Origin of the sequence: Bacillus suaedaesalsae (genome assembly GCF_016890225.1) — a bacterium.
In the GTDB taxonomy this organism is placed as follows: domain Bacteria; phylum Bacillota; class Bacilli; order Bacillales; family SA4; genus Bacillus_BS; species Bacillus_BS suaedaesalsae.
The window spans coordinates 1-18,797 of the sequence record NZ_JAFELM010000039.1; the positions used below are offsets into that span (position 1 = coordinate 1).

General features: G+C 36.8%; 24 protein-coding genes and 1 riboswitch. Of the genes, 3 read left to right on the forward strand and 21 right to left on the reverse strand.

Features of this window, described 5'->3' with window-relative positions:
* Positions 1–416: 416 nt before the first annotated feature.
* The 13 genes from hag to JR050_RS15390 all read right to left on the reverse strand — a co-directional run bounded on the left by hag (position 417) and on the right by JR050_RS15390 (position 10,513).
* Positions 417–1,283: a flagellin Hag gene (gene hag / locus JR050_RS15330; RefSeq protein ID WP_204204401.1), complete on the reverse strand. Its 867-nt coding sequence runs from the start codon at positions 1,281–1,283 to the stop codon at positions 417–419.
* A gap of 268 nt (positions 1,284–1,551) precedes the next feature.
* Positions 1,552–1,782, reverse strand: a complete 231-nt coding sequence (gene csrA / locus JR050_RS15335; RefSeq protein WP_204204402.1) for a carbon storage regulator CsrA — start codon at positions 1,780–1,782, stop codon at positions 1,552–1,554.
* 11 nt (positions 1,783–1,793) lie between these two features.
* Positions 1,794–2,228, reverse strand: a complete 435-nt coding sequence (gene fliW, locus JR050_RS15340) for a flagellar assembly protein FliW (protein WP_204204535.1) — start codon at positions 2,226–2,228, stop codon at positions 1,794–1,796.
* Positions 2,229–2,275: 47 nt separating this feature from the next.
* Positions 2,276–2,836 (reverse strand): DUF6470 family protein, encoded by a 561-nt coding sequence (locus JR050_RS15345; RefSeq protein WP_204204403.1) that lies wholly within the window; start codon positions 2,834–2,836, stop codon positions 2,276–2,278.
* 69 nt (positions 2,837–2,905) lie between these two features.
* Complete coding sequence (gene flgL / locus JR050_RS15350) at positions 2,906–3,982, reverse strand: flagellar hook-associated protein FlgL (protein ID WP_204204404.1); 1,077 nt, start codon at positions 3,980–3,982, stop codon at positions 2,906–2,908.
* A gap of 11 nt (positions 3,983–3,993) precedes the next feature.
* Entirely contained in the window at positions 3,994–5,496 is a 1,503-nt protein-coding gene (gene flgK / locus JR050_RS15355; RefSeq protein ID WP_204204405.1) for a flagellar hook-associated protein FlgK, read from the reverse strand.
* Positions 5,497–5,514: 18 nt separating this feature from the next.
* Positions 5,515–6,012, reverse strand: a complete 498-nt coding sequence (locus JR050_RS15360; RefSeq protein ID WP_204204406.1) for a flagellar protein FlgN — start codon at positions 6,010–6,012, stop codon at positions 5,515–5,517.
* Positions 6,013–6,086: 74 nt separating this feature from the next.
* A complete protein-coding gene (flgM, locus tag JR050_RS15365; RefSeq protein ID WP_239454430.1) occupies positions 6,087–6,371 on the reverse strand; it encodes a flagellar biosynthesis anti-sigma factor FlgM in 285 nt (94 codons plus the stop codon).
* Positions 6,372–6,464: 93 nt separating this feature from the next.
* Complete coding sequence (locus JR050_RS15370; protein WP_204204407.1) at positions 6,465–6,857, reverse strand: TIGR03826 family flagellar region protein; 393 nt, start codon at positions 6,855–6,857, stop codon at positions 6,465–6,467.
* A gap of 117 nt (positions 6,858–6,974) precedes the next feature.
* Positions 6,975–7,661 (reverse strand): ComFC family protein, encoded by a 687-nt coding sequence (locus JR050_RS15375; RefSeq protein WP_204204408.1) that lies wholly within the window; start codon positions 7,659–7,661, stop codon positions 6,975–6,977.
* 1 nt (position 7,662) lies between these two features.
* Entirely contained in the window at positions 7,663–9,156 is a 1,494-nt protein-coding gene (locus tag JR050_RS15380) for an ATP-dependent helicase ComFA (RefSeq protein ID WP_204204409.1), read from the reverse strand.
* A 13-nt stretch (positions 9,157–9,169) separates the two neighbouring features.
* Positions 9,170–9,331 carry a hypothetical protein gene (locus JR050_RS15385; protein ID WP_204204410.1) on the reverse strand — a complete coding sequence of 54 codons (162 nt, stop codon included), beginning with the start codon at positions 9,329–9,331 and terminating at the stop codon, positions 9,170–9,172.
* 336 nt (positions 9,332–9,667) lie between these two features.
* Positions 9,668–10,513, reverse strand: coding sequence for a DegV family protein (locus JR050_RS15390; RefSeq protein ID WP_204204411.1), 846 nt, complete (start codon positions 10,511–10,513; stop codon positions 9,668–9,670).
* 419 nt (positions 10,514–10,932) lie between these two features.
* Positions 10,933–11,026, forward strand: a riboswitch (cyclic di-GMP riboswitch).
* A 29-nt stretch (positions 11,027–11,055) separates the two neighbouring features.
* On the opposite strand from JR050_RS15390, the gene JR050_RS15395 reads away from it, so the two are divergent.
* Complete coding sequence (locus JR050_RS15395; RefSeq protein WP_239454431.1) at positions 11,056–11,181, forward strand: anti-repressor SinI family protein; 126 nt, start codon at positions 11,056–11,058, stop codon at positions 11,179–11,181.
* 86 nt (positions 11,182–11,267) lie between these two features.
* On the forward strand, positions 11,268–11,597 hold the full coding sequence (locus tag JR050_RS15400; protein ID WP_204204412.1) for a helix-turn-helix domain-containing protein: 330 nt from the start codon (positions 11,268–11,270) through the stop codon (positions 11,595–11,597).
* A gap of 24 nt (positions 11,598–11,621) precedes the next feature.
* On the opposite strand, the gene JR050_RS15405 is transcribed toward JR050_RS15400, so the two are convergent.
* On the reverse strand, positions 11,622–11,801 hold the full coding sequence (locus JR050_RS15405) for a hypothetical protein (protein WP_204204413.1): 180 nt from the start codon (positions 11,799–11,801) through the stop codon (positions 11,622–11,624).
* Positions 11,802–11,909: 108 nt separating this feature from the next.
* Between JR050_RS15405 and JR050_RS15410 the strand changes: the two genes are divergently transcribed.
* Positions 11,910–12,494, forward strand: coding sequence for a class D sortase (locus JR050_RS15410; RefSeq protein ID WP_204204414.1), 585 nt, complete (start codon positions 11,910–11,912; stop codon positions 12,492–12,494).
* A gap of 49 nt (positions 12,495–12,543) precedes the next feature.
* On the opposite strand, the gene JR050_RS15415 is transcribed toward JR050_RS15410, so the two are convergent.
* The 7 genes from JR050_RS15415 to JR050_RS15445 form a co-directional block, all read right to left on the reverse strand.
* Positions 12,544–13,122, reverse strand: a complete 579-nt coding sequence (locus tag JR050_RS15415) for a TasA family protein (RefSeq protein WP_204204415.1) — start codon at positions 13,120–13,122, stop codon at positions 12,544–12,546.
* Between the two features lie 70 nt (positions 13,123–13,192).
* Positions 13,193–14,029, reverse strand: coding sequence for a TasA family protein (locus JR050_RS15420; RefSeq protein ID WP_204204416.1), 837 nt, complete (start codon positions 14,027–14,029; stop codon positions 13,193–13,195).
* 89 nt (positions 14,030–14,118) lie between these two features.
* The gene (sipW, locus tag JR050_RS15425) at positions 14,119–14,694 is read right to left on the reverse strand and encodes a signal peptidase I SipW (protein ID WP_204204417.1); all 576 of its coding nucleotides are present in this window, start codon (positions 14,692–14,694) and stop codon (positions 14,119–14,121) included.
* A gap of 17 nt (positions 14,695–14,711) precedes the next feature.
* Positions 14,712–15,947 (reverse strand): amyloid fiber anchoring/assembly protein TapA, encoded by a 1,236-nt coding sequence (gene tapA / locus JR050_RS15430; RefSeq protein ID WP_204204418.1) that lies wholly within the window; start codon positions 15,945–15,947, stop codon positions 14,712–14,714.
* A gap of 261 nt (positions 15,948–16,208) precedes the next feature.
* On the reverse strand, positions 16,209–16,523 hold the full coding sequence (locus tag JR050_RS15435) for a helix-turn-helix domain-containing protein (RefSeq protein ID WP_204204419.1): 315 nt from the start codon (positions 16,521–16,523) through the stop codon (positions 16,209–16,211).
* A 198-nt stretch (positions 16,524–16,721) separates the two neighbouring features.
* Positions 16,722–17,408 (reverse strand): response regulator, encoded by a 687-nt coding sequence (locus tag JR050_RS15440; protein WP_204204420.1) that lies wholly within the window; start codon positions 17,406–17,408, stop codon positions 16,722–16,724.
* A gap of 27 nt (positions 17,409–17,435) precedes the next feature.
* The gene (locus JR050_RS15445) at positions 17,436–18,584 is read right to left on the reverse strand and encodes a sensor histidine kinase (protein WP_204204421.1); all 1,149 of its coding nucleotides are present in this window, start codon (positions 18,582–18,584) and stop codon (positions 17,436–17,438) included.
* Positions 18,585–18,797 lie beyond the last annotated feature (213 nt).

Genomic DNA, 18,797 nt, shown 5'->3' on the forward strand with positions numbered 1-18,797 from the left:
GGTCTCCTTTTATAAAAGGAAGACCATTTTTAATTAATGATAATTAACGAAGAAGTTGAAGAACTCCTTGTGGTTGTTGGTTCGCTTGCTTTGCGACTATGTCTTTCGATCATAGAATAGACTATATCTTCACCCTAGTTTTATATAGGGGCTGGGCACTTCGAATGACAGTTTGTCATCCTACGGATTTCATAGTCATAGCCATTGCCTTAGACCGAATATCCTAGTCGTTGAACCTTCTCCACCCTTTCGGGACAGGAGCTTGGCTGCTGATTATCCATTGTAGTATCTTCTCCATTTTCGAACCATCACACTGACCGTTTCCGGTTATGTTGTGGTTGAAGAAGCTTTAGGAAGTTCCAGCAATTCACCCAGTTATACTCTAGTTCGTTACCAAACTAGACGCCCTGTAATCATTATCTCAGAAGTTGTAATACTCCTTGAGGCATTTGATTAGATTGAGCTAACATTGCTTGTGCAGCTTGAGAAAGGATTCCGTTTTTAGTAGATTCCATCATCTCTTTCGCCATGTCAACGTCACGTACACGAGACTCAGCAGCTGTTAGGTTTTCAGAAGAAGTACCTAAGTTGTTGATTGTGTGCTCTAGACGATTTTGGTTTGCACCAAGCTTTGAACGCTCTGCAGAAACAGTTTCAATTGCATCATTGATTGTTGTAATAGCTCCTGTTGCTGCTGCTGCAGTTGTAGAGATATCAATTCCAGCTGTAACTGTTGCATCGCCACCAGCTGTTGTTGCTGCAGTACCTGTTCCAACTAATAAAGTAGAAGCGTCCATTGCATTAATAGCTAAGTTCATTGTTTGGCCTTCGTTAGCACCAATTTGGAATGTTAATGCAGATGCTCCTTGACCATCAAGAAGTTTCTTCGTATTGAATTCTGTCGTGTTAGAAATACGTGTAATTTCTTTTGCTAGTTCGTCAACTTCACCTTGTAAAGCTGCACGATCAGTAGCAGTATTTGTATCGTTAGAAGATTGAACCGCTAATTCGCGCATACGTTGAAGGATAGAGTGTGTTTCGTTTAATGCACCTTCAGCCGTTTGAATTAAAGAGATACCATCTTGTGCGTTACGAGAAGCTTGATCTAATCCGCGGATTTGTCCACGCATTTTTTCAGAGATTGCTAGACCTGCTGCATCGTCACCTGCACGGTTGATACGAAGACCAGAAGATAACTTCTCCATTGACTTAGCTTGTGCGTTAGAAGCAGTTGATAATTGACGGTGTGTGTTAAGAGCTGCGATATTGTGATTAATTCTCATTTTACTTTTCCTCCTTGAATTTGGATTCCACATCCTTGTGGAATATTTATAGTAGTTTTTAGTTAAACAGTTTCCAAAGTCGGCCGCCTTAGTAGCTGTTTGCCTTACATACTATATATCGACATCACTTAACAATGTTTAATAGTATTTTAGTATTTTTTATAATTTTTTTTATCATCTTTAATCTCATTATAGAATATAGTGTATGTACCCTAGAGAAACAAAAAAGCAAGCTATTTATATTCATAGCTTGCTTAAATATATTGTTTCACAATTTTTTAAACGTATCATTAAGATTCTTCAAGAGATCAAATGAAGAAATAGAAGCTTCATTATTCTCAACTTGGATAGAGAGATAAACTTCTTTTCGGTGAATCTCCACATTTTTTGGTGCATTTATTCCTAATTTAACTTGATCCCCGCTAATAGCTAGAATGGTAATTTCAATATCATTTCCTATTTGAATAGCCTCATTGGTTTTTCTCGTTAATACAAGCAACTCTCCACCTCCTATTTCACCATTTGTTGAAAGATTGAATGTCTTGTTCCATAGTCTGTGCCTGTTAGAATTACTTGCTTACCTAGCTTTTTCACATTATTAATCACAATAGGGGCCTGTAAATTTGCTGTTGTCTTTTGAAAAGGGTCCTGTACAGTCAATATAACATATATTGAAACATCTTTTTCTGACGTCAGTTCAAGAGCTTCTACTGTTTGGTCTTCGAGAGTAAAATCATACTCTTTATAAAATTGAAATGGATCGGCAATGACAAACGCTAGCGCTGGAGTTGTTACGGATTGTAAAATCATAAAGATAGAGTCATCCGAAAAAGGTAGAATGACAAAACTCTGTTCTTCGTCAAAGCCTGGTATCCCTTTTTCGAATCGAATGATTTCTTTTTCTTCTATTTCAATCTCACCATGATATTTTGTTGCTAACTTCAGTTTCATCACAACCTTATGTTTTGTTATTTTCACCTAGTTTACCCAAGTTAAGGAAGATTAACAAAGTCAATTTTCAAGCTTGGATATTGTTCCATCATATACTCAACTTTACCTGGAGAGTAGGAGAGTATTGGTTTATTTGGTTCGACATTAATAATCGGTTTTTGAGGATCTATTTTTACATCTACTTTACTTGGGGTATATTCGACTTTCACACTGCCTGGAGATGGAATCCATCCAATATTAAATTTGAATTCTCTACCCTTACTGTTTTCTTTTGCAATCATCGCAATTGCATTTCCACCATTTTCAATTTTCATTAATTGGTTTCCTTCAGAGGCTCGCCTTGCAATTCCTTCTAGCACTGCAGTCTTCCCTAACTGTGCAGCTTCCTCTGTTCTCTTTAGTATACTTTTTAAATCCATATCCTCCCTAGCCTTTGACTGATCAATCGTCAGTTTGCTCGGAGTTATAGAAAGATTCATCTCTGCAAGAGGTTGTTCAATGGATAAATAATCTTGCGGCTGCTCAATTGCTACCTGTGCATCATTTGTTTTCATTCCCAACCTAGCATAAGATGATTCAATTCGAATCTGTGGGACTTGCACTCTTTTCCCCTCCTTACTATGTATGTTAAAAGAGCTACCTTTCTGTGATGAAAGATAGCTACTCATTTTTTATCTCAAGAAGTCAAGAAGTGTCGGTTGAATAATCTTAGCTCCTACACCAAGAGCTGCACGATGTACACTTTCTTGCACCGTTAGTTGGGTAATAACTTTTTCAATATCCGCATCTTCATTTTCTGAGAGCATACGGCTAGTTACAAGCTCCTGTGAACTTAAACGATCTTCGATTAATTCAATTCGATTATATCTGGCACCCATTTCCGCACGTTCAGAAGTAAGATTTGTAAGATGATTATCTAATTCTGTTAAGGAATTTCCAATATCTTTACCCGAAGTCCCATTTTCAAGCTTGGCAATTATTTTCTTCAAATCCCCAAAGAAAGTAGCATTAAATGAATTTGAAGAGTTACTATTTACAGTAATATTGATACCTTTTGATAATTCAATTTTAACATCCTTGATTTCTGTTGGAACGGCACCCTGTTTTGATATAATCAGGTCCTCAACATTAACCGCATTACCGTTGTTAGTTGCGGTAGCTGCACCAGTTGGATCTGTAATTTCAATTGTGTCAGTGCCGTTTACAAATGTTGTACCACCTGTGTGAGTAAAAGTCTTACCTTGATAGGTAACGTTGAAACCAGTACCATCCGGATTCAGACTAGATACAGGTAAATTAATATTCTCAAGACTAATTGGTGCACTAGTTGTGTTGGAACCATTGAAGATGTATTTATTACCCATCTTCGTATTAGCAATAGTTTCAATATGCTCAGTTAATTCCTTGATCTCAACTGCAATCGATTCTCGTTGACTTCCTTCATACGTATCATTACTTGCCTGTATCACTAACTCACGAATACGTTGAAGTGCTGAAGTTGCCTTATCATAAGCCGAATCGGTATTTTCCATCCAGCTATACGCTTCCGAAACGTTACGTTGAAATTGCTCAACCTCAGTAAGATCAGTACGATAATTCATACCCTTCATCGCAACAACCGGATCATCTGAAGGACGGTTAATTTTCTTACCTGTTGCTAATTGGTCTTGATACTTACCAAGACGATCATAGCTCGTTGATAAGTTTCTTAACATATTATTTGATAACATTGATTGAGTTACGCGCATAAATTATCCACCTACCTTCCGCCTGTTCCCATGCCGTTTATGATTTTGTCTAACATCTCATCAACTAATGTGATGTTTCTTGCAGCTGCATTGTATGCATGCTGGAATTTGATCATATTAGTCATTTCTTCATCGATTGATACTGCACTTTCAGATTGTCTCTTCTGTTCAACTGAACTTCTAAGAATATCACTATTTCCTGCAAGTCTTACCGCTTCCTGACTCTTAACAGCCATTTCACCAATAATACCCTCATAATAAGCATTTACACTTGTAGCTACACCGTTCATTACTACGTTATCACGAACATTAGCAAGCGCTTGAGCATTTGCTCCATTACCTGTTGTACCATCTTCAGAAGCAGCGATGCGCTCTTTCGTCATTAATGGATTTAGCTTCATCGTTGCAGCAGTGATTGGTGGTGTTGATGCATCAAAGAAATCAATCCCGTCATTACCGTATAGATCTTTACCTTGTTTATGAGCAGTATTAAATGCCATTACGTAGCTTTGCGCTAATGCATCTAACTCTTCAATCATATCTGGGTAAAGGCCGGCCGGTTCACCATTTTTATCAACATAACCAGCGCTATCTATTAAACTACGGAACTTTCCATTTACAGTAAATTGGTTTACATTAATTTCCTTAGAACCAACCGTTAGAGTTTCAACTAGTTCTTTATTTTCGTTCTCACCATATTTCACACCAAGTTCATTTACAGATTTGTTTCTGGCATCGACCAGTAATCCAATTGGATTACCGCTAGCATCCATGATGTCTATTCTCATTAATCCTTCTGCAATTTCATTTGGATTTCCACCACTGTCAACTCTTGTAACCTTTATATCTACCATTTCTGATAGTTGATCTATTAAACGGTCACGCTCATCATAAAGGTCATTTGGTAAATAACCGTGTGGTTCTATTGAAGCGATTTGATTGTTAACATTGTTAATTTGACGAGCAATAGAATTGATTTGTTCAACTGAGATATTGACTTGATCTTTAAAATCCTTTTGTATTGCTGATAGAGAGTTAGAAAGATAGTTAAACGTCTCCGAAACTGCACGACCACGTTCAAGAACTACAGAACGAGCACCTGGATCTTCTGGTTGTACTGATAAATCTTGAAGTCCTTGCCAAAAACGGTCTAATGTTACGGATAGTCCGTTTTCAGATGGTTCATTCATGATTTCTTCCATTTTCCCCAGCGCTTCACTACGTGATGACCAGTAACCCATTTTCGTGTTTTCTCCACGATATTGCGTGTCTAAAAACGAGTTGCGAATTCTCTCAATTGTTCCGCCTTCAACCCCTGTTCCAATTTGTCCAGGAATAGCAGGACGGTTCATTGCTGGTGCAGGATAGGGTTCAGTTTGGTTAAAGTTCACACGTTGACGCGAATAGCCTGGAGTATTTGCGTTTGCAATATTATGACCTGTCACGAATAGTGCAGATTGTTGTGCTGTCATTCCTCTTCTTGCTGTTTCTAATCCGGCAAATGTTGAACGCATTATATAATTCCTCCGTTCCTAAGCCTTCGAGTCAAACATGGAACGATTCTTCGTACCCGTCTGTCCCTTAACTTGTGGTTTATTATAATTTAAACTCTCAGGTTGTTTTGGCATGATTAGATCTAATGATAGATTCACAAATTGTAAGGATGAATAAATTAATTCTTGGTTTAAAAGATTTAACTTTTTTAATTCATTTACTTTATTAGCTAACTTATCTTTTATAGTTAAAAGAGAGTTTCTCTCTTCATTAGGCAATGTTTCGATACATTCAGTTAATGTCGGCTCATTTCCTTGAATGGGGTGTCCACTCATCATCTTTGCAACGATTTGCTTTCTTTCCTCTTCAAGTTGGTTTATCGCCATGACATGTTTGTTTTCTTCTTTCATAATCGAGGATAACGCCTCAATATCGCTTTTCTTAACGATTTCTGTTTTTCTTGTAGCAACCTCGAATAGACTTTGATGAAGCTTGTACATTTTCGTTAATACATCGGTTAATGCCTGAGCTGACATATTGGGCTCACCTCTTTCTAGTATATTCATGAAAAAGTTTAGGATCTGAGTGTTTTCAAATCCTAAACTTTAAATTAGTTACTTTTGAAATATTGAATAACGCTTTTCGCAACAGATTCAGCATCTACTGAATAAGTGCCTGCTTCAACTTGATGGCGCAGGGCTTCAACACGTTCAGCACGTTCCAACACAACTTTTGAATTCTGACGAAGCTCTAATGCAGCAGTTGAAATTTCAACTTTATCAGTTTTAGTTGATGTTTTAGGTAAGTTATCAACCTTTGACATATTCTTTTTATAAGGATTTACATTTATAGGACCTAAGTTATTGATTTTCATAAAATCGTACACCTCTTTCATTTCCGATTCACATAGGTGAATCCTCTACTTACCTTTAGTATCGGAATAAAAGAGGAAAAGTTTACATTACTTTTGTATTATTTTAGATATTTTTTATGAGAAATAAGTCGCACGTTTCTGTGCTAGTTGTCTTTCTTCTTCTTTTTTCAGACTTGTTAACTCGTTAGTAATTCCCTTTTTACATGGTTCACAAAGCTTTCCAGTTTTAATTAAGCTACCACAACGCTCACATTTGTAACCAATATTTGGCATGCTTGCAACCTTGAGTTTACCGATCTTTATCCACTTCATAATAAGGTCTTGCTCTACTCCTGTTGCCTGTTCAACCTCTGGCATAGTTGCCGTACGATTTTCACGCTTACGAATAAATTCATAAACCTTTTGAAACTTTGCATCTTCTTCTTTATAACATTCACGACAAACGTCATGAATCTCTGTTTTCACAAATAACGTATTACATTTTGGACAATTTGATAACTCTCCCATACATCCTCCAGCGACATAATCCGACATAATTTCCTACTCACATTATATCGTCATGCATAATCGAATTTAAAGAGAAAAATATTAGTAATGTAAGGAAAGATTTAATCAAACGTTTGTTTAGCTTCTTATTAACGTTAAAGAGCTGCAACTACATGCTCCTGCGCTTAATAATACTGCTGCACAATTACGAAGCGTCGTTCCAGTTGTATAAATGTCATCAACCAATAAAATGTGTTTACCTCTTATACAACTATCACCATAAATTGAAAATGAATTTTGTTCCTTCAAGCGGTGTAATTTACCTTTTTTACTTTGCTTTTCTTGGTGAGACTTAAGCAAAATATTGGTTAAGGGTCTTTGAAGTACACTTGCTATTGCCTCTGCTTGATTAAATCCACGTTCATACAACCTCTCCATACTAAGGGGAATTGGGACAATTACATCTGTTTTTATGAATTCTTTCTTATATAATCCATTAAAATCACTGGAAAAAGCTTGGATAACTTCAATATCCCCTCTAAATTTAAATTGATTCATGATGTCTTTCATGTGGTCATTATAGTGGAAGACAGAGCGATTTTTTATTAAGAAACCTTTCTTTTCAGAACTTTCCCAGGCTAAGCAATCGGCGCAAGTCATCTCTTCATCCATTGAACGACCGCAAATTACACAAATGGGACCTATAATCTTCGCAAGTGAGTTCTCACAGCGATAACATAAGTTATTCTTTTCTTTCAGCAATAAAACATCATGCCAGCTATGAGAGGGCTCAAATGCTGAATGACAAACTAAACAGCTTGGCATGTTACACCTCCTTGATCAATCCTTGTTCCATGGCGAGCTTATTCATTTTCTCAATTTGTACTTTCGCTGCTTCCATCGCGCTTGTTTTTCCAAAGTGAAAAAAGATAGTTTCTCCAGCTGGAAACTTTGCGCTTCTTCCTACTCTACCCGAGATTTGAACGAGTGCACTTTCCGTAAATACATGATCATCTGCACCGAATACTGCAACATCAGTATTTGGGACTGTTACACCTCGTTCTAAAATTGTCGTGGTTACAAGTATTGGAATCTCCCCTTTTCTGAAGCGCGACACCTTTTCTTTTCGTAATGGGTCTTGGGAATGTACAGTTTCTATTTCGGGATGGATTTCTTCTAATAGAGGAATTAAGGATTCGAGTAATTCTATAGAAGGAACAAATAAGAAGGATTGTTTATCTTGAGAAAGTTTCTCGCGGAACCAAGCTTTGATTGGAGTAGGAATTTTCTTTTTTGCTAATTGTTTTTTCCAATTGCCACACCATTTAAAGGCAGGCACTGGTAATGGATGGCCGTGATATCGGGCTGGAATCTTTACACATTGAAGCTTTCCTCTTTCGACTTCCTTTTGCCATTGTTTATTCGGTGTTGCTGTTAAGTAGATCGTTGTACACATAGCCTTTTTAGCTGTGCGAACAGCCCGCTGAAGCATCTCATCATATGAGTATGGGTATGCATCTACTTCATCAATAATCATCACATCAAATGCCTTTTCGAACCGCAACAACTGATGTGTCGTTGCAAGCGTCAACGGTTTCAGTTCTCTGTTATCTTCACTGCCACCATACAGAGCAGTCATTTCTATGTCAGGAAACACTTGTTTTATTCTCGGGGCTAATTCAATTACTACATCCGTCCTTGGTGTGGCAATGCAGATGTACTTCCCGCTCTTCAAGGCAGTACATATCCCTTCAAAAAGCACCTCTGTCTTTCCAGCGCCACACACCGCCCAAACAAGCAAGTGCTCAGACTGTGTTTCTATTGCTTTAACCACTTGATTAGAAGCCAACGACTGTCCTTCCGACAACACCCCATCCCACACTAAAGGATCATTGTACTGAAAAGGAACAAAGGAACCTGCCCAAGAAACCAATGGCGTACACTCTGAAACACGTCCCATCGTGACACATTTTCTGCAATACCGGCATGCCTTAAAACATCTTGCACAAGAAAATGAGCCCATCAACTTAGGGTCTTTGTTTCCACAGCGGCCACAAACATATAAGCCTTTGTTTAACGTAACACCTGATTCGTACCGTACGTATCCATTCTCAAAATGCTCATGCATGATTTCTAATTCGAAAGGAATCTCATCAAGAAGAAGTTTTCTACCTTGAAGATATTGTTGAAGGTCTAACGAAGGTTGATACGTTGAATTGATTGGGAGTTGTGGAATGTTGATTTCATTAATTCTAAATAAAGATGGGCCAATGCAATACTTAACAGGGACAATCGTATCTTTATAATTGAAGAAAAGCATGTAAACCCCCTACCTAATCTATAGTTTTTGCACTTGTGTCACTAGTTTTTCCACATTCACCTGGCCTATCCCTTCGGTCAAAGATATCCTCTAACCTATCAAAGCGCCTCTCCATATAACAGTGCAAGTCTTGAAGTTTCTTTATCAACAAATCCAATTTCTCATCAACTGTCATTATTCACACCTCCAGTTTTTTATCCGTATTTTACCACAACCAATAAATAAAAAAACAATCGTAAAAATTAAAATTTAGTGGTTTAAACACCTTCGAAATCGGGGTATAGAAATACCAACAGGGGGAGTTAAGAAAGGTTATTTTCGCCAACAGATGAGAAACTCTAATGGTTGCACGTCATTAATAAAGTAAGAATTGCTAAAAAACAATGTTTACGAAAAGAGCCTTAAGTAAAGACGCTTCACGAATCTTCACAAATTCCCTATTAGGCAAAAAATCGTCCTCCTTTCACATAAATAGCGCCCTACATATGTAGAGCGCCTAATTAGTTTTATTTTACTTTTGATACCAGCCCAAACCAAGTGATCCTTCGCCTAAGTGTGTTCCAATGACTGGACCGAAGTAACTGATGATTACTTCGACATTAGGAAATTCACTTTCAATACTTTGTTTTAACTGTTCTGCGTCTTCATGGCGATTAGCATGAATGACTGTTGCTTGAATTGGCATTCCTTTTTCTGCATCTTCTTTTAACAATTCAACTAAACGATTTACCGCTTTCTTACGAGTACGAATTTTTTCAAATGGGACAATCTTCTTATCCACAAAGTGAAGCAAAGGTTTTACCTGTAGCAAACTTCCGACGAAAGCTTGAGCACTGCTTAATCGCCCACCACGTTGCAAATGAGATAAATCATCGACCATAAAGTAGGCACGCATAGATTGCTTCATTTCGTTAAGTCGATCCATAATTTCGTTTGCAGCTTTTCCCTCAAGTGCTAACTTAGCTGCTTCTAACGCATAAAAACCTTGAACCATGCAGCTAATTTCCGAATCATATGCATGCACCTGAATGTGATCAACCATATTCCCCGCTGTAACCGCACCTTGGAATGTACCGCTAATTCCACTTGATAAATGGACACAAATCACTGCATCATACTCATTTGATAGTTTTTCGAATAGTTCAACATACTCTCCAATTGCAGGCTGAGAGGTTTTCGGCAACTCTTGATGGCTTTCACGTACTTGCTCGTAAAAATCTCCTGCAGATAACTCGATCTCCTCACGATACGATTCATCTCCAAACACAACATTTAGAGGAATCATATGAATGTTCCATTTCTCGCGCAGTTCCTTAGGTATGTAAGCTGTACTATCTGTAACAACAGCAGTTTTCATAGGTATGTACCTTCCTTATATAAAAATACTTACAAAGTCATTATATTTGTCACTTGACATCTTCTAATACCATATTACATGAAAACGGTATAGATTGCATTACTTCGAAACCATATATTTCGAAGTGATTTAACTTTTTGTGTGACTTTTAAACATAATTCAATCGACAATTTATATGAATTTTGAGATTATTCTACAATTAAAACAACGTAGATTAATGAAATAAGCAGCTTTGACATATTAAACTTTCATTTTCTGCCACATCTCCGAATACAATGTAAAAATTTGGTGTACCTTTCTATAATCACCTCGACAGTATTCGGCAGAAGAAATAATTTCCATATTTTATAATCTAGTAGTACTAAAGTTATAGAGTTTTAGTCAGAAAGTTGTAAGAACAGCATGCATGTCACATTCTGATCAGATAAAGGCAAACTTATTGAAAAATAAGGACGCAAAGTCACAGGTCTAAGGTTGGATGTTTATTTCAATGATGACGGCTGGTCTGCCTGAAATACTATGAGTATTTTAGGAGGGTATCGATGAACAATGTATCAATGAAGGCAGAAAGTCTTGATCAAGATTGGGTGGACTTAATTTTAGCGGCGTTAGAAATGGGAATGAGTGTACAGGAGATTAGAGAATTCCTACATACTTCTCAAAGTTAATGGAATTTATTTGACGATTAACGTTCTTAAAATGGAACAGCTCTTTCGTTATATGATATAATTAATAACGAAGGAGGGTGACTACAATGATTGGTCAACGAATTAAAGAATACCGACTAGAGAAAAAAATGTCTTTATCTGAGTTAGCAGAAAGGGCAGGCATCGCTAAATCTTACTTAAGCTCTATTGAACGCAATCTCCAATCGAATCCTTCTATTCAATTTTTAGAAAAGGTATCAGCTGTACTAAATGTACCTGTCAATATACTCATTAATGGTGAAGACGAGGCTACTCCAACAAAGGATTTAGATTCTGATTGGGCAAACCTTGTGAAAGAAGCCATGAATTCCGGGATTTCTAAAGAACAATTTAAAGAGTTTCTTGAATTTAATAAATGGAAAAACAAACAAAGTTAAGCGTCCCGAATACGGAACGCTTTTTTACGTAAAACTTACTGTACGTTTGGCTTTTGCTTTTATAAAAGGATTCACGATATGTTTTTCTGCCTCTTGTTTTTTAATGTAGGAAATATCTTTGTTACATGTCGGACATAGCCAAACTCCATACTCACTACTGCTATAGGATGGTCTCATACATCGATCACATATTTTCTTGTACATAATTTATCCCCCTAACATGTATTAGCTTATTTACACTTTATTGAACAAAATAGTAAAACAGAACAGATCTTTTATAATTGAAGGAATTAATTACGAAGGAAGTGGACAATGTTACGAGTATTTACGGTGTTATTCATTGTTACGGGTCTTGGAGCAATTGGTTATGGTGGATATCAATTATTGAAAACAGAGCTTTCCGTTCAAAACAATTTAGAGGAAGCAAAAGAAGTAATTAGCCAAAAACAGGCTAGCAAAAAACCTACTGAAAAGGATATTCAGTCATTCTCACCTCAAGAAGGAGATGTTGTCGGCATTCTCTTCATTCCAAGAATCGGAATCGAAACGCCGATCGTTGAAGGAACAGACCCAGACGAATTAGAAAAAGGTGTTGGACATTTCGCTACTAGTGCATATCCTAGACAAAATGATCAAGTTGTATTATCTGGTCATCGGGACACCGTTTTTCGTAAAATGAAGGATATTGAAATTGGAGATATCATTACTGTAAAGCTGCCTCATGGAGATTTCTCCTACAAGATCGCTCATACACAAGTAGTAGGGGCAGATGACAGAACGATCATTAAATCCACAGCCCCGAATGAGGAGTTACTGTTAACGACGTGTTATCCGTTTAACTTTGTCGGCAATGCACCAGATCGGTTTGTCGTGACTGCTTATCCAATCAATGAATAAATAAAAAATAGACCTTTGATTATCATCTTTTCATCCAATCAAAGGTCTACTAATCTTTTTGTCTGACTCTTTTATAAGAAAGTCCTAATATGGTTCCAGTTGCGAGTAAACATGCACCGATTAATAACCAATTGAACGTGTTAGTTGCGGTATCGGGTAACATTACACCAACCGGCACATCGCCTTCCACATATAAGTAAATTTGAAAATCACATGTTAATCCCTGATACTCATTTCCCAGTTCCATTGGAATTGTTACATGAAATGTCAGGGTTTCTTTTTGTTTACTTTCTAGCAATCTAGGTGCTAGCTTTGAAAAATTGTATAATTTCCCTTCATAAATAATTCCTTTGGAATCCTTTACAGTAAGATCTAACTGTTTATAGAAGATTTCTGATCCTGATAGATACTTACTTGTTGTTAAGTAATTAAAACTATTTTTCCCGTTGTTACTGATTGTTAAGTTACGAGTAACAGAATCACCTGGTTTCATGTTAGTCAAGTCAAATAATACTTTATGTGGTTCGGTTGCTAGATCAACCTGTGGTATATTGGTGTTTGTCTCACCTAACACCGAAAGCGGTTTAACTAGAAAAAGAAGTATTAATAACAAAGTCATAATTCTCATAAATTGAGTGCCCCTTTAAATCAATCTAAGAGAAAAGGTGGGATACCCACCTTTTCTAGTTACCTATTGATTAGTCATTAACTTCATCATTTTCATATTTTCCATCACCAGTAGTTCTTGGGTTAGGCATTGAATTTCCATCTGCAGAACCTTGAACACCGTTATTTACAGCACCATTACCATGGCTAGTATCAACATGTACGCCATCCCATTGAGTTGCTTCTAGGTTAAAGAAGAAGTCAATTTTGTCACCTTGATATTTGTTTTGAACGTAAGTACCATCAGCATTTTTATTTGTTTTGTCATTCTTGAATGTGATTTGGATAAATACATCATCACTATCAGGAGGAGTTACAGGAATACCTCTCTTGGAAGCATCTGCAACAACTAATGATGCTAGATTAATACGCCCATCTGCTCCTAGATAATCACTATGAACTTTACCAGAATAATTACCTGATACTAAATCCGCAAGAGTTAACTCCTGACCCGAGATAACAATGTTATTTCTTGGCTCCCACTTTGTTGATTCCCCATCTACTGATGCGAAATTAACGACAAATTGAGATAAAAACTCTAAGTCAGTATTCGTGCCACCATTTACAGCAGTAGTATCGTCAATAAAGTTTGCAGCTGTAGTATTTAGTAGTACTTCCTTAATCGCTAAAGTTCCCTTATTGTTTAACTTAAAGATTCTTTGTACATTATCCCCAGGCTTCATGTTTGATAAATCAAAGCTAATTGGTTTAGAACCACTTCTACCAACTTCAAGATCTAACGTACCAGCTGCAAAATGGTTGTTTACAGTTGCAGTATCGTTAAATGCTGCCCAAGTTCCCCCACCTACTAATGATAAACCTAGTGCTGCTGACGCTACTCCAAGACCTAATTTTTTCTTAATCGTCATGATTTGTTTCCTCCCGTTTTCTCCCTCTTACAGAGGTATGTAATTTTTTATTAGAACCCTTATGTTTTACATAAGGAGATCAACCATAATTAAGCTGTTTTTTCTGCTTGACTATCTGTTTTCTTAGGATCTAACTCTCTTAACGCACTCATGATACTTACTACCGAATAAGCTAGAAGCAAAACTCCTGGTATGATTAGTAGAATCGCTGTGCCTTTGCTTGATTTTGCAAAATCTATGAAATATCCAATGAATGGGATAGTGAAACCAGTATATTTACCAATTACATTTTGTGATAGAATTGGCTGACTATCTAAATCTTCGTTGTTATCGCCTTTCGTTTGAAACATTACTTGTTCTCCTTGTGCAAATTTATCTGTAATTCTATGTGTAACAACATTTCCATCTGATTGAAGGAATGTGATAACATCATCCTTTTTCAACTTACTAGTATCATCCACAGGTTTTATCGCAATAATTGAACCTGTTTTAAATGTTGGCTCCATTGAACCAGAAAGTACTGTCTTTAACTCGTAACCAAATACCTTTGGTTCTCCACCGGATGCCTTTGATGAGATTACTAGAAAAATCATAAAGATTAGTAGTACAAACAGGATTCCTGTCGTAACATTACTCGTAATTTTCAAGATCTTTTTTGCAGTCATTTTATCACCCTTATTATTTACTTTAATAAATCTACTAGAATCGTTTTACCAGGAGATTCATTCCCAGAACGGTCTATCGTTGTAACTTTGAAGGTGGATATCTTTCCCTTATATTCATCCAAAGAATAACTGGTTAAATCCGTAGTTCCTTCTATTAATTGCACTACTGAGGAATCACTGTTCACTAGGTAAACTTTTACGTTGCTAAAGTCAGGGTCTGTTGGGTTCTTCCAACTAATTGTTCCTTTCGCACTATTACCTTTTGTATCTAGCGCTAAGTCTTCAACATCTCCTGGAGGTGTTTTATCCTCTTCCAACTTCGTAGTTTTAACTTTTATTTGTACCCCTTCAGATTCTCTTCCATCTTTACCTACAGATTTAAGAATGTAAGTATATTCAGTATCCGAAGTTAGATTTACATCTGTAAAGGTTGTAGCTTTTACATCTTTTGCAATTGGTGCTGCTGCATTATTTTTATAAATATTTATGTGACTGAAGTTATCTCCTGTTGGTAATGTCCAACTTAATGTAATAGAATCGTGAGTGTGTGATTCTGTTAATCCTGTTACTTCCGATACTTCAACGCTTGGAGTAGGAGTAATTGGCTCAGTATTAGCGCAAGATGTTACAGAAATTTTATGGTCACTTTTAATATACGTGTATCCATTTTCGTCTGGATTATTTTTCGCTTCGTGACCTAAAGGTCTTCTTACGAAAAATTTATATAATCCATTTTCTGTTACATTTTCTTTAATAACTCCCCAACTTTTTTCACTAATATTAGGTACATTTCCGGTTGCTACCGGTTCTCCAATTTGGATCCCATTGTTGTCAACTTTGTACAAGTAATATTTCCATGTCGAGAATGACATTGTTTCTCCGCTATTAAAGATAGTCGTCATAACCTCGCAACCATTTACTTCAACTACTGAGCTATCAAAGCTTAAGGAACTCTTATCCCATTCATCATTATCAGGCGGTGCTCCTGGATCCCAACTTACATGCAAATGGTTTTTAATTCGCTCAATGTCATTAAAGTAAGCTCCAGTATCTGATGTTGCATAAGATAACGTCAGGATTGATACATACCAAATCGCTAAAACCCGAAAGAGTATTAGTAGCTTTTTACCTTTCCTTCTAAATCTCCTCATCCTCGTGTATCTAATAAGTATCCCTCCCTCACCTCTGCCTAGTAGAGACCTTGCTTTCTTATGTAGGAAAGAAGGAAAGAAGTTCGAAAACTTTATTTTCATATACTTCAACTTCCTTTTATTCTTTATTTAGAACCGAATTGTTCTCTTTAACGAACTTTACAATCTGAGTATAGCCCCGTAAAAAAGAAAAGAAAACCCCCAAATTCACTCATTTTCGTTAAAAAGAACACACCATCTCTATTTATCTCCTATTTCCTCCAAATATCTCATTATTTTGTTTTTTATAAAGAACATTATGTTTTATATAAAGAACACCACAAACCAAAAAAAATGCTAACTCCTATGAGTTAACAGTCCTCTTTACTTCAATATCTCGATTAATTGTTTAAGCTTTTCTTTATTGATATTTGCTTTACTCATTTCAATGGCAAGCTCGATTACTTCCTGATCTAATTCCTTTAGTGAGAGTTGTGGCTTCGTTATCTTTGAATAGATAACATGTGGTTGTACTTCCAATGCTGCCGCTAGTCTCTCAATGACATCAATACTGGGATTTTTCTGTATCCCTCTTTCAATAAAGCTTAAATACGATTTAGATACGCCAGAGACTTTCGAAAGCTCACTTAATGTCATTCCTTTTTTCGTTCGAAGATCCTGTATCTTTTTCCCATTCACGTTGTCTCCTCATTTCCATTTATTTCGTTCTCTGAAGTTGTTCTCTATAAAGAACTAATATTTAATACAGTATACGTTATACAAAACTCAAATGTAAAGCAGTCAATTGTCCCGAATAGGTTACCAATAAATAGGACTAACCTACTGAAAATAAAAAAAGAACCACCAGCACTCGCTGATAGCTCTCTCATTTCAATATTATTTCACTTCCACCCAACCGTTCTTAATTGCCACAACTACAGCCTGCGTACGGTCATTTACGTTCATTTTCGTTAAAATGTTACTTACATGGTTTTTAACCGTCTTTTCACTAATGAATAGTGATTCTCCAATCGTACGGTTACTTTGTCCATCTGCAAGTAACTGAAGAACTTCACACTCACGACGAGTTAACAAGTGAAGTGGACGTCTGATTTCAATTTCTTTTCTACCAGATGTTTTTGAATTTGCAGTTGTTGCTAAACGACGATATTCCTTCACTAGGTTATGTGTTACTTTTGGATGTAGGTAAGAACCGCCTTCTGCTACGATGTTTACGGCATCCACCAGCTGCTCTGCATCCATTTCTTTTAATAGGTAACCTTGAGCACCAGTTTTTAATGCATGTGTGACATAGTTCTCATCATCATGAATGGATAAGATGATAACCTTCGTATCTGGAAATTCTGCAATCAGTTGTGCCGTTGCCTCTACACCATTTAATGTTGGCATATTAATATCCATGATCACAACGTCAGGTTGATGCTTTTCTACAATGGCAAGTGCTTCTGAGCCATCTTCCCCTTCTGCAACTACTTCAAAGTTCGTTTCAAAATCTAAAATACGCTTTACGCCTTCACGGAATAGCTGATGATCATCAATAATTACGATTCTTGTTTTCTTCATCTGTTTCGCCCTCCCAAGCATTTTCCTTTATACGTTTAACGGTACTGAAATGATAATAATCGTTCCTGAACCCACTTTAGAGTCTACAGTTAACTGACCCTCTAATAGCTCAACCCGTTCTCTCATTCCAATCAAACCGAAGCTTTTTTCTTTTGTTTGTTCTATATCAAAGCCTTTTCCATTATCCTTAATAATTGCGATAATTTGGTTTCTTTGTATTTCTAATTTTACCGATATCTCAGATGCGTCTGCATGCTTGGTCGCATTTTGAACAGCTTCCTGTATCAACCTAAACAGTGCAACTTCCAATCGCGAAGGCAAACGCTTGTCTATTCCAAAATGGACAAACTTTATCTCTGCTTGCTTATGATAATCCTCAATTGTGTCTAAGTATTTTGCCAAAGTTGGAACCAACCCTAAGTCATCTAACGCCATTGGTCGTAAGTCGTAAATAATACGACGAACTTCATATAAAGCATTTCGAACCATTTTACGTAAGCTACGAATTTCTTCCATCGCTTCTTCTCCGCCACGTTCACGGTATACCCGCTCTACTAAGTCAGATCTCATCATCACATTTGCAAGCATTTGAGCAGGTCCATCGTGAATTTCACGTGAAAGACGACGACGTTCATCTTCCTGTGCTTCAATAATGCGTAACCCAAAGTCTTGTTTTTGTTTTGCATCTTCAATTAAATCCCCAACAGCACGCAAGTCTGTATCTAAATAGTTTAACACAACCGAAATCTGCCCAACTAATGCCTCAGCACGTTCAATCGTCTCTTGCAGACCAACTAAACGTCTTTCAATTTCATCGCGTCTGTTTCGAAGTTGCTTTTCTCTTTGACGAATGACAGTAAGCTCCATTTGAATGCTGTGAGCCTTTTCATAGGCCTCACGTATTTCATCTTCCGAATAGTTTTTAAAGTGCTTGCTAACCTCTGAAAGCCTTTTCCTTGCAAATTTAGCATGTCCCTCTAGGCGATCGCCTTCCTCAATGGTCTCGAGTACTTTAGGCTTGATCGATTTCAACTCATCAGCAAGTGATTCAAATTCCTTTCGTGACTGCTCACCAATTCGAAAAATTTCATCTTTACTTGTTTCTACGGTACTCATCATCTTCTCTAAGATGTTATCGAGCATTTTACTATCGAACTTCGTCTTTTTTGTAGACATGTATATATTCCTCCACATTAACAGTACAAAAAGAACGTTAATATTACTAGCAACTTCGTACCCATTTCTCTGTACTCTTATTATAGGACAAAGGTTTCATATAAACCATGCTTTTTATTTTAAATTCTTGTAACAAAATATTCGTAACTGTCAGCACTTTTATGTCGTCTAATGGTTATGATTTGAAAATATATCCTGCTTTAGGAAAATTAA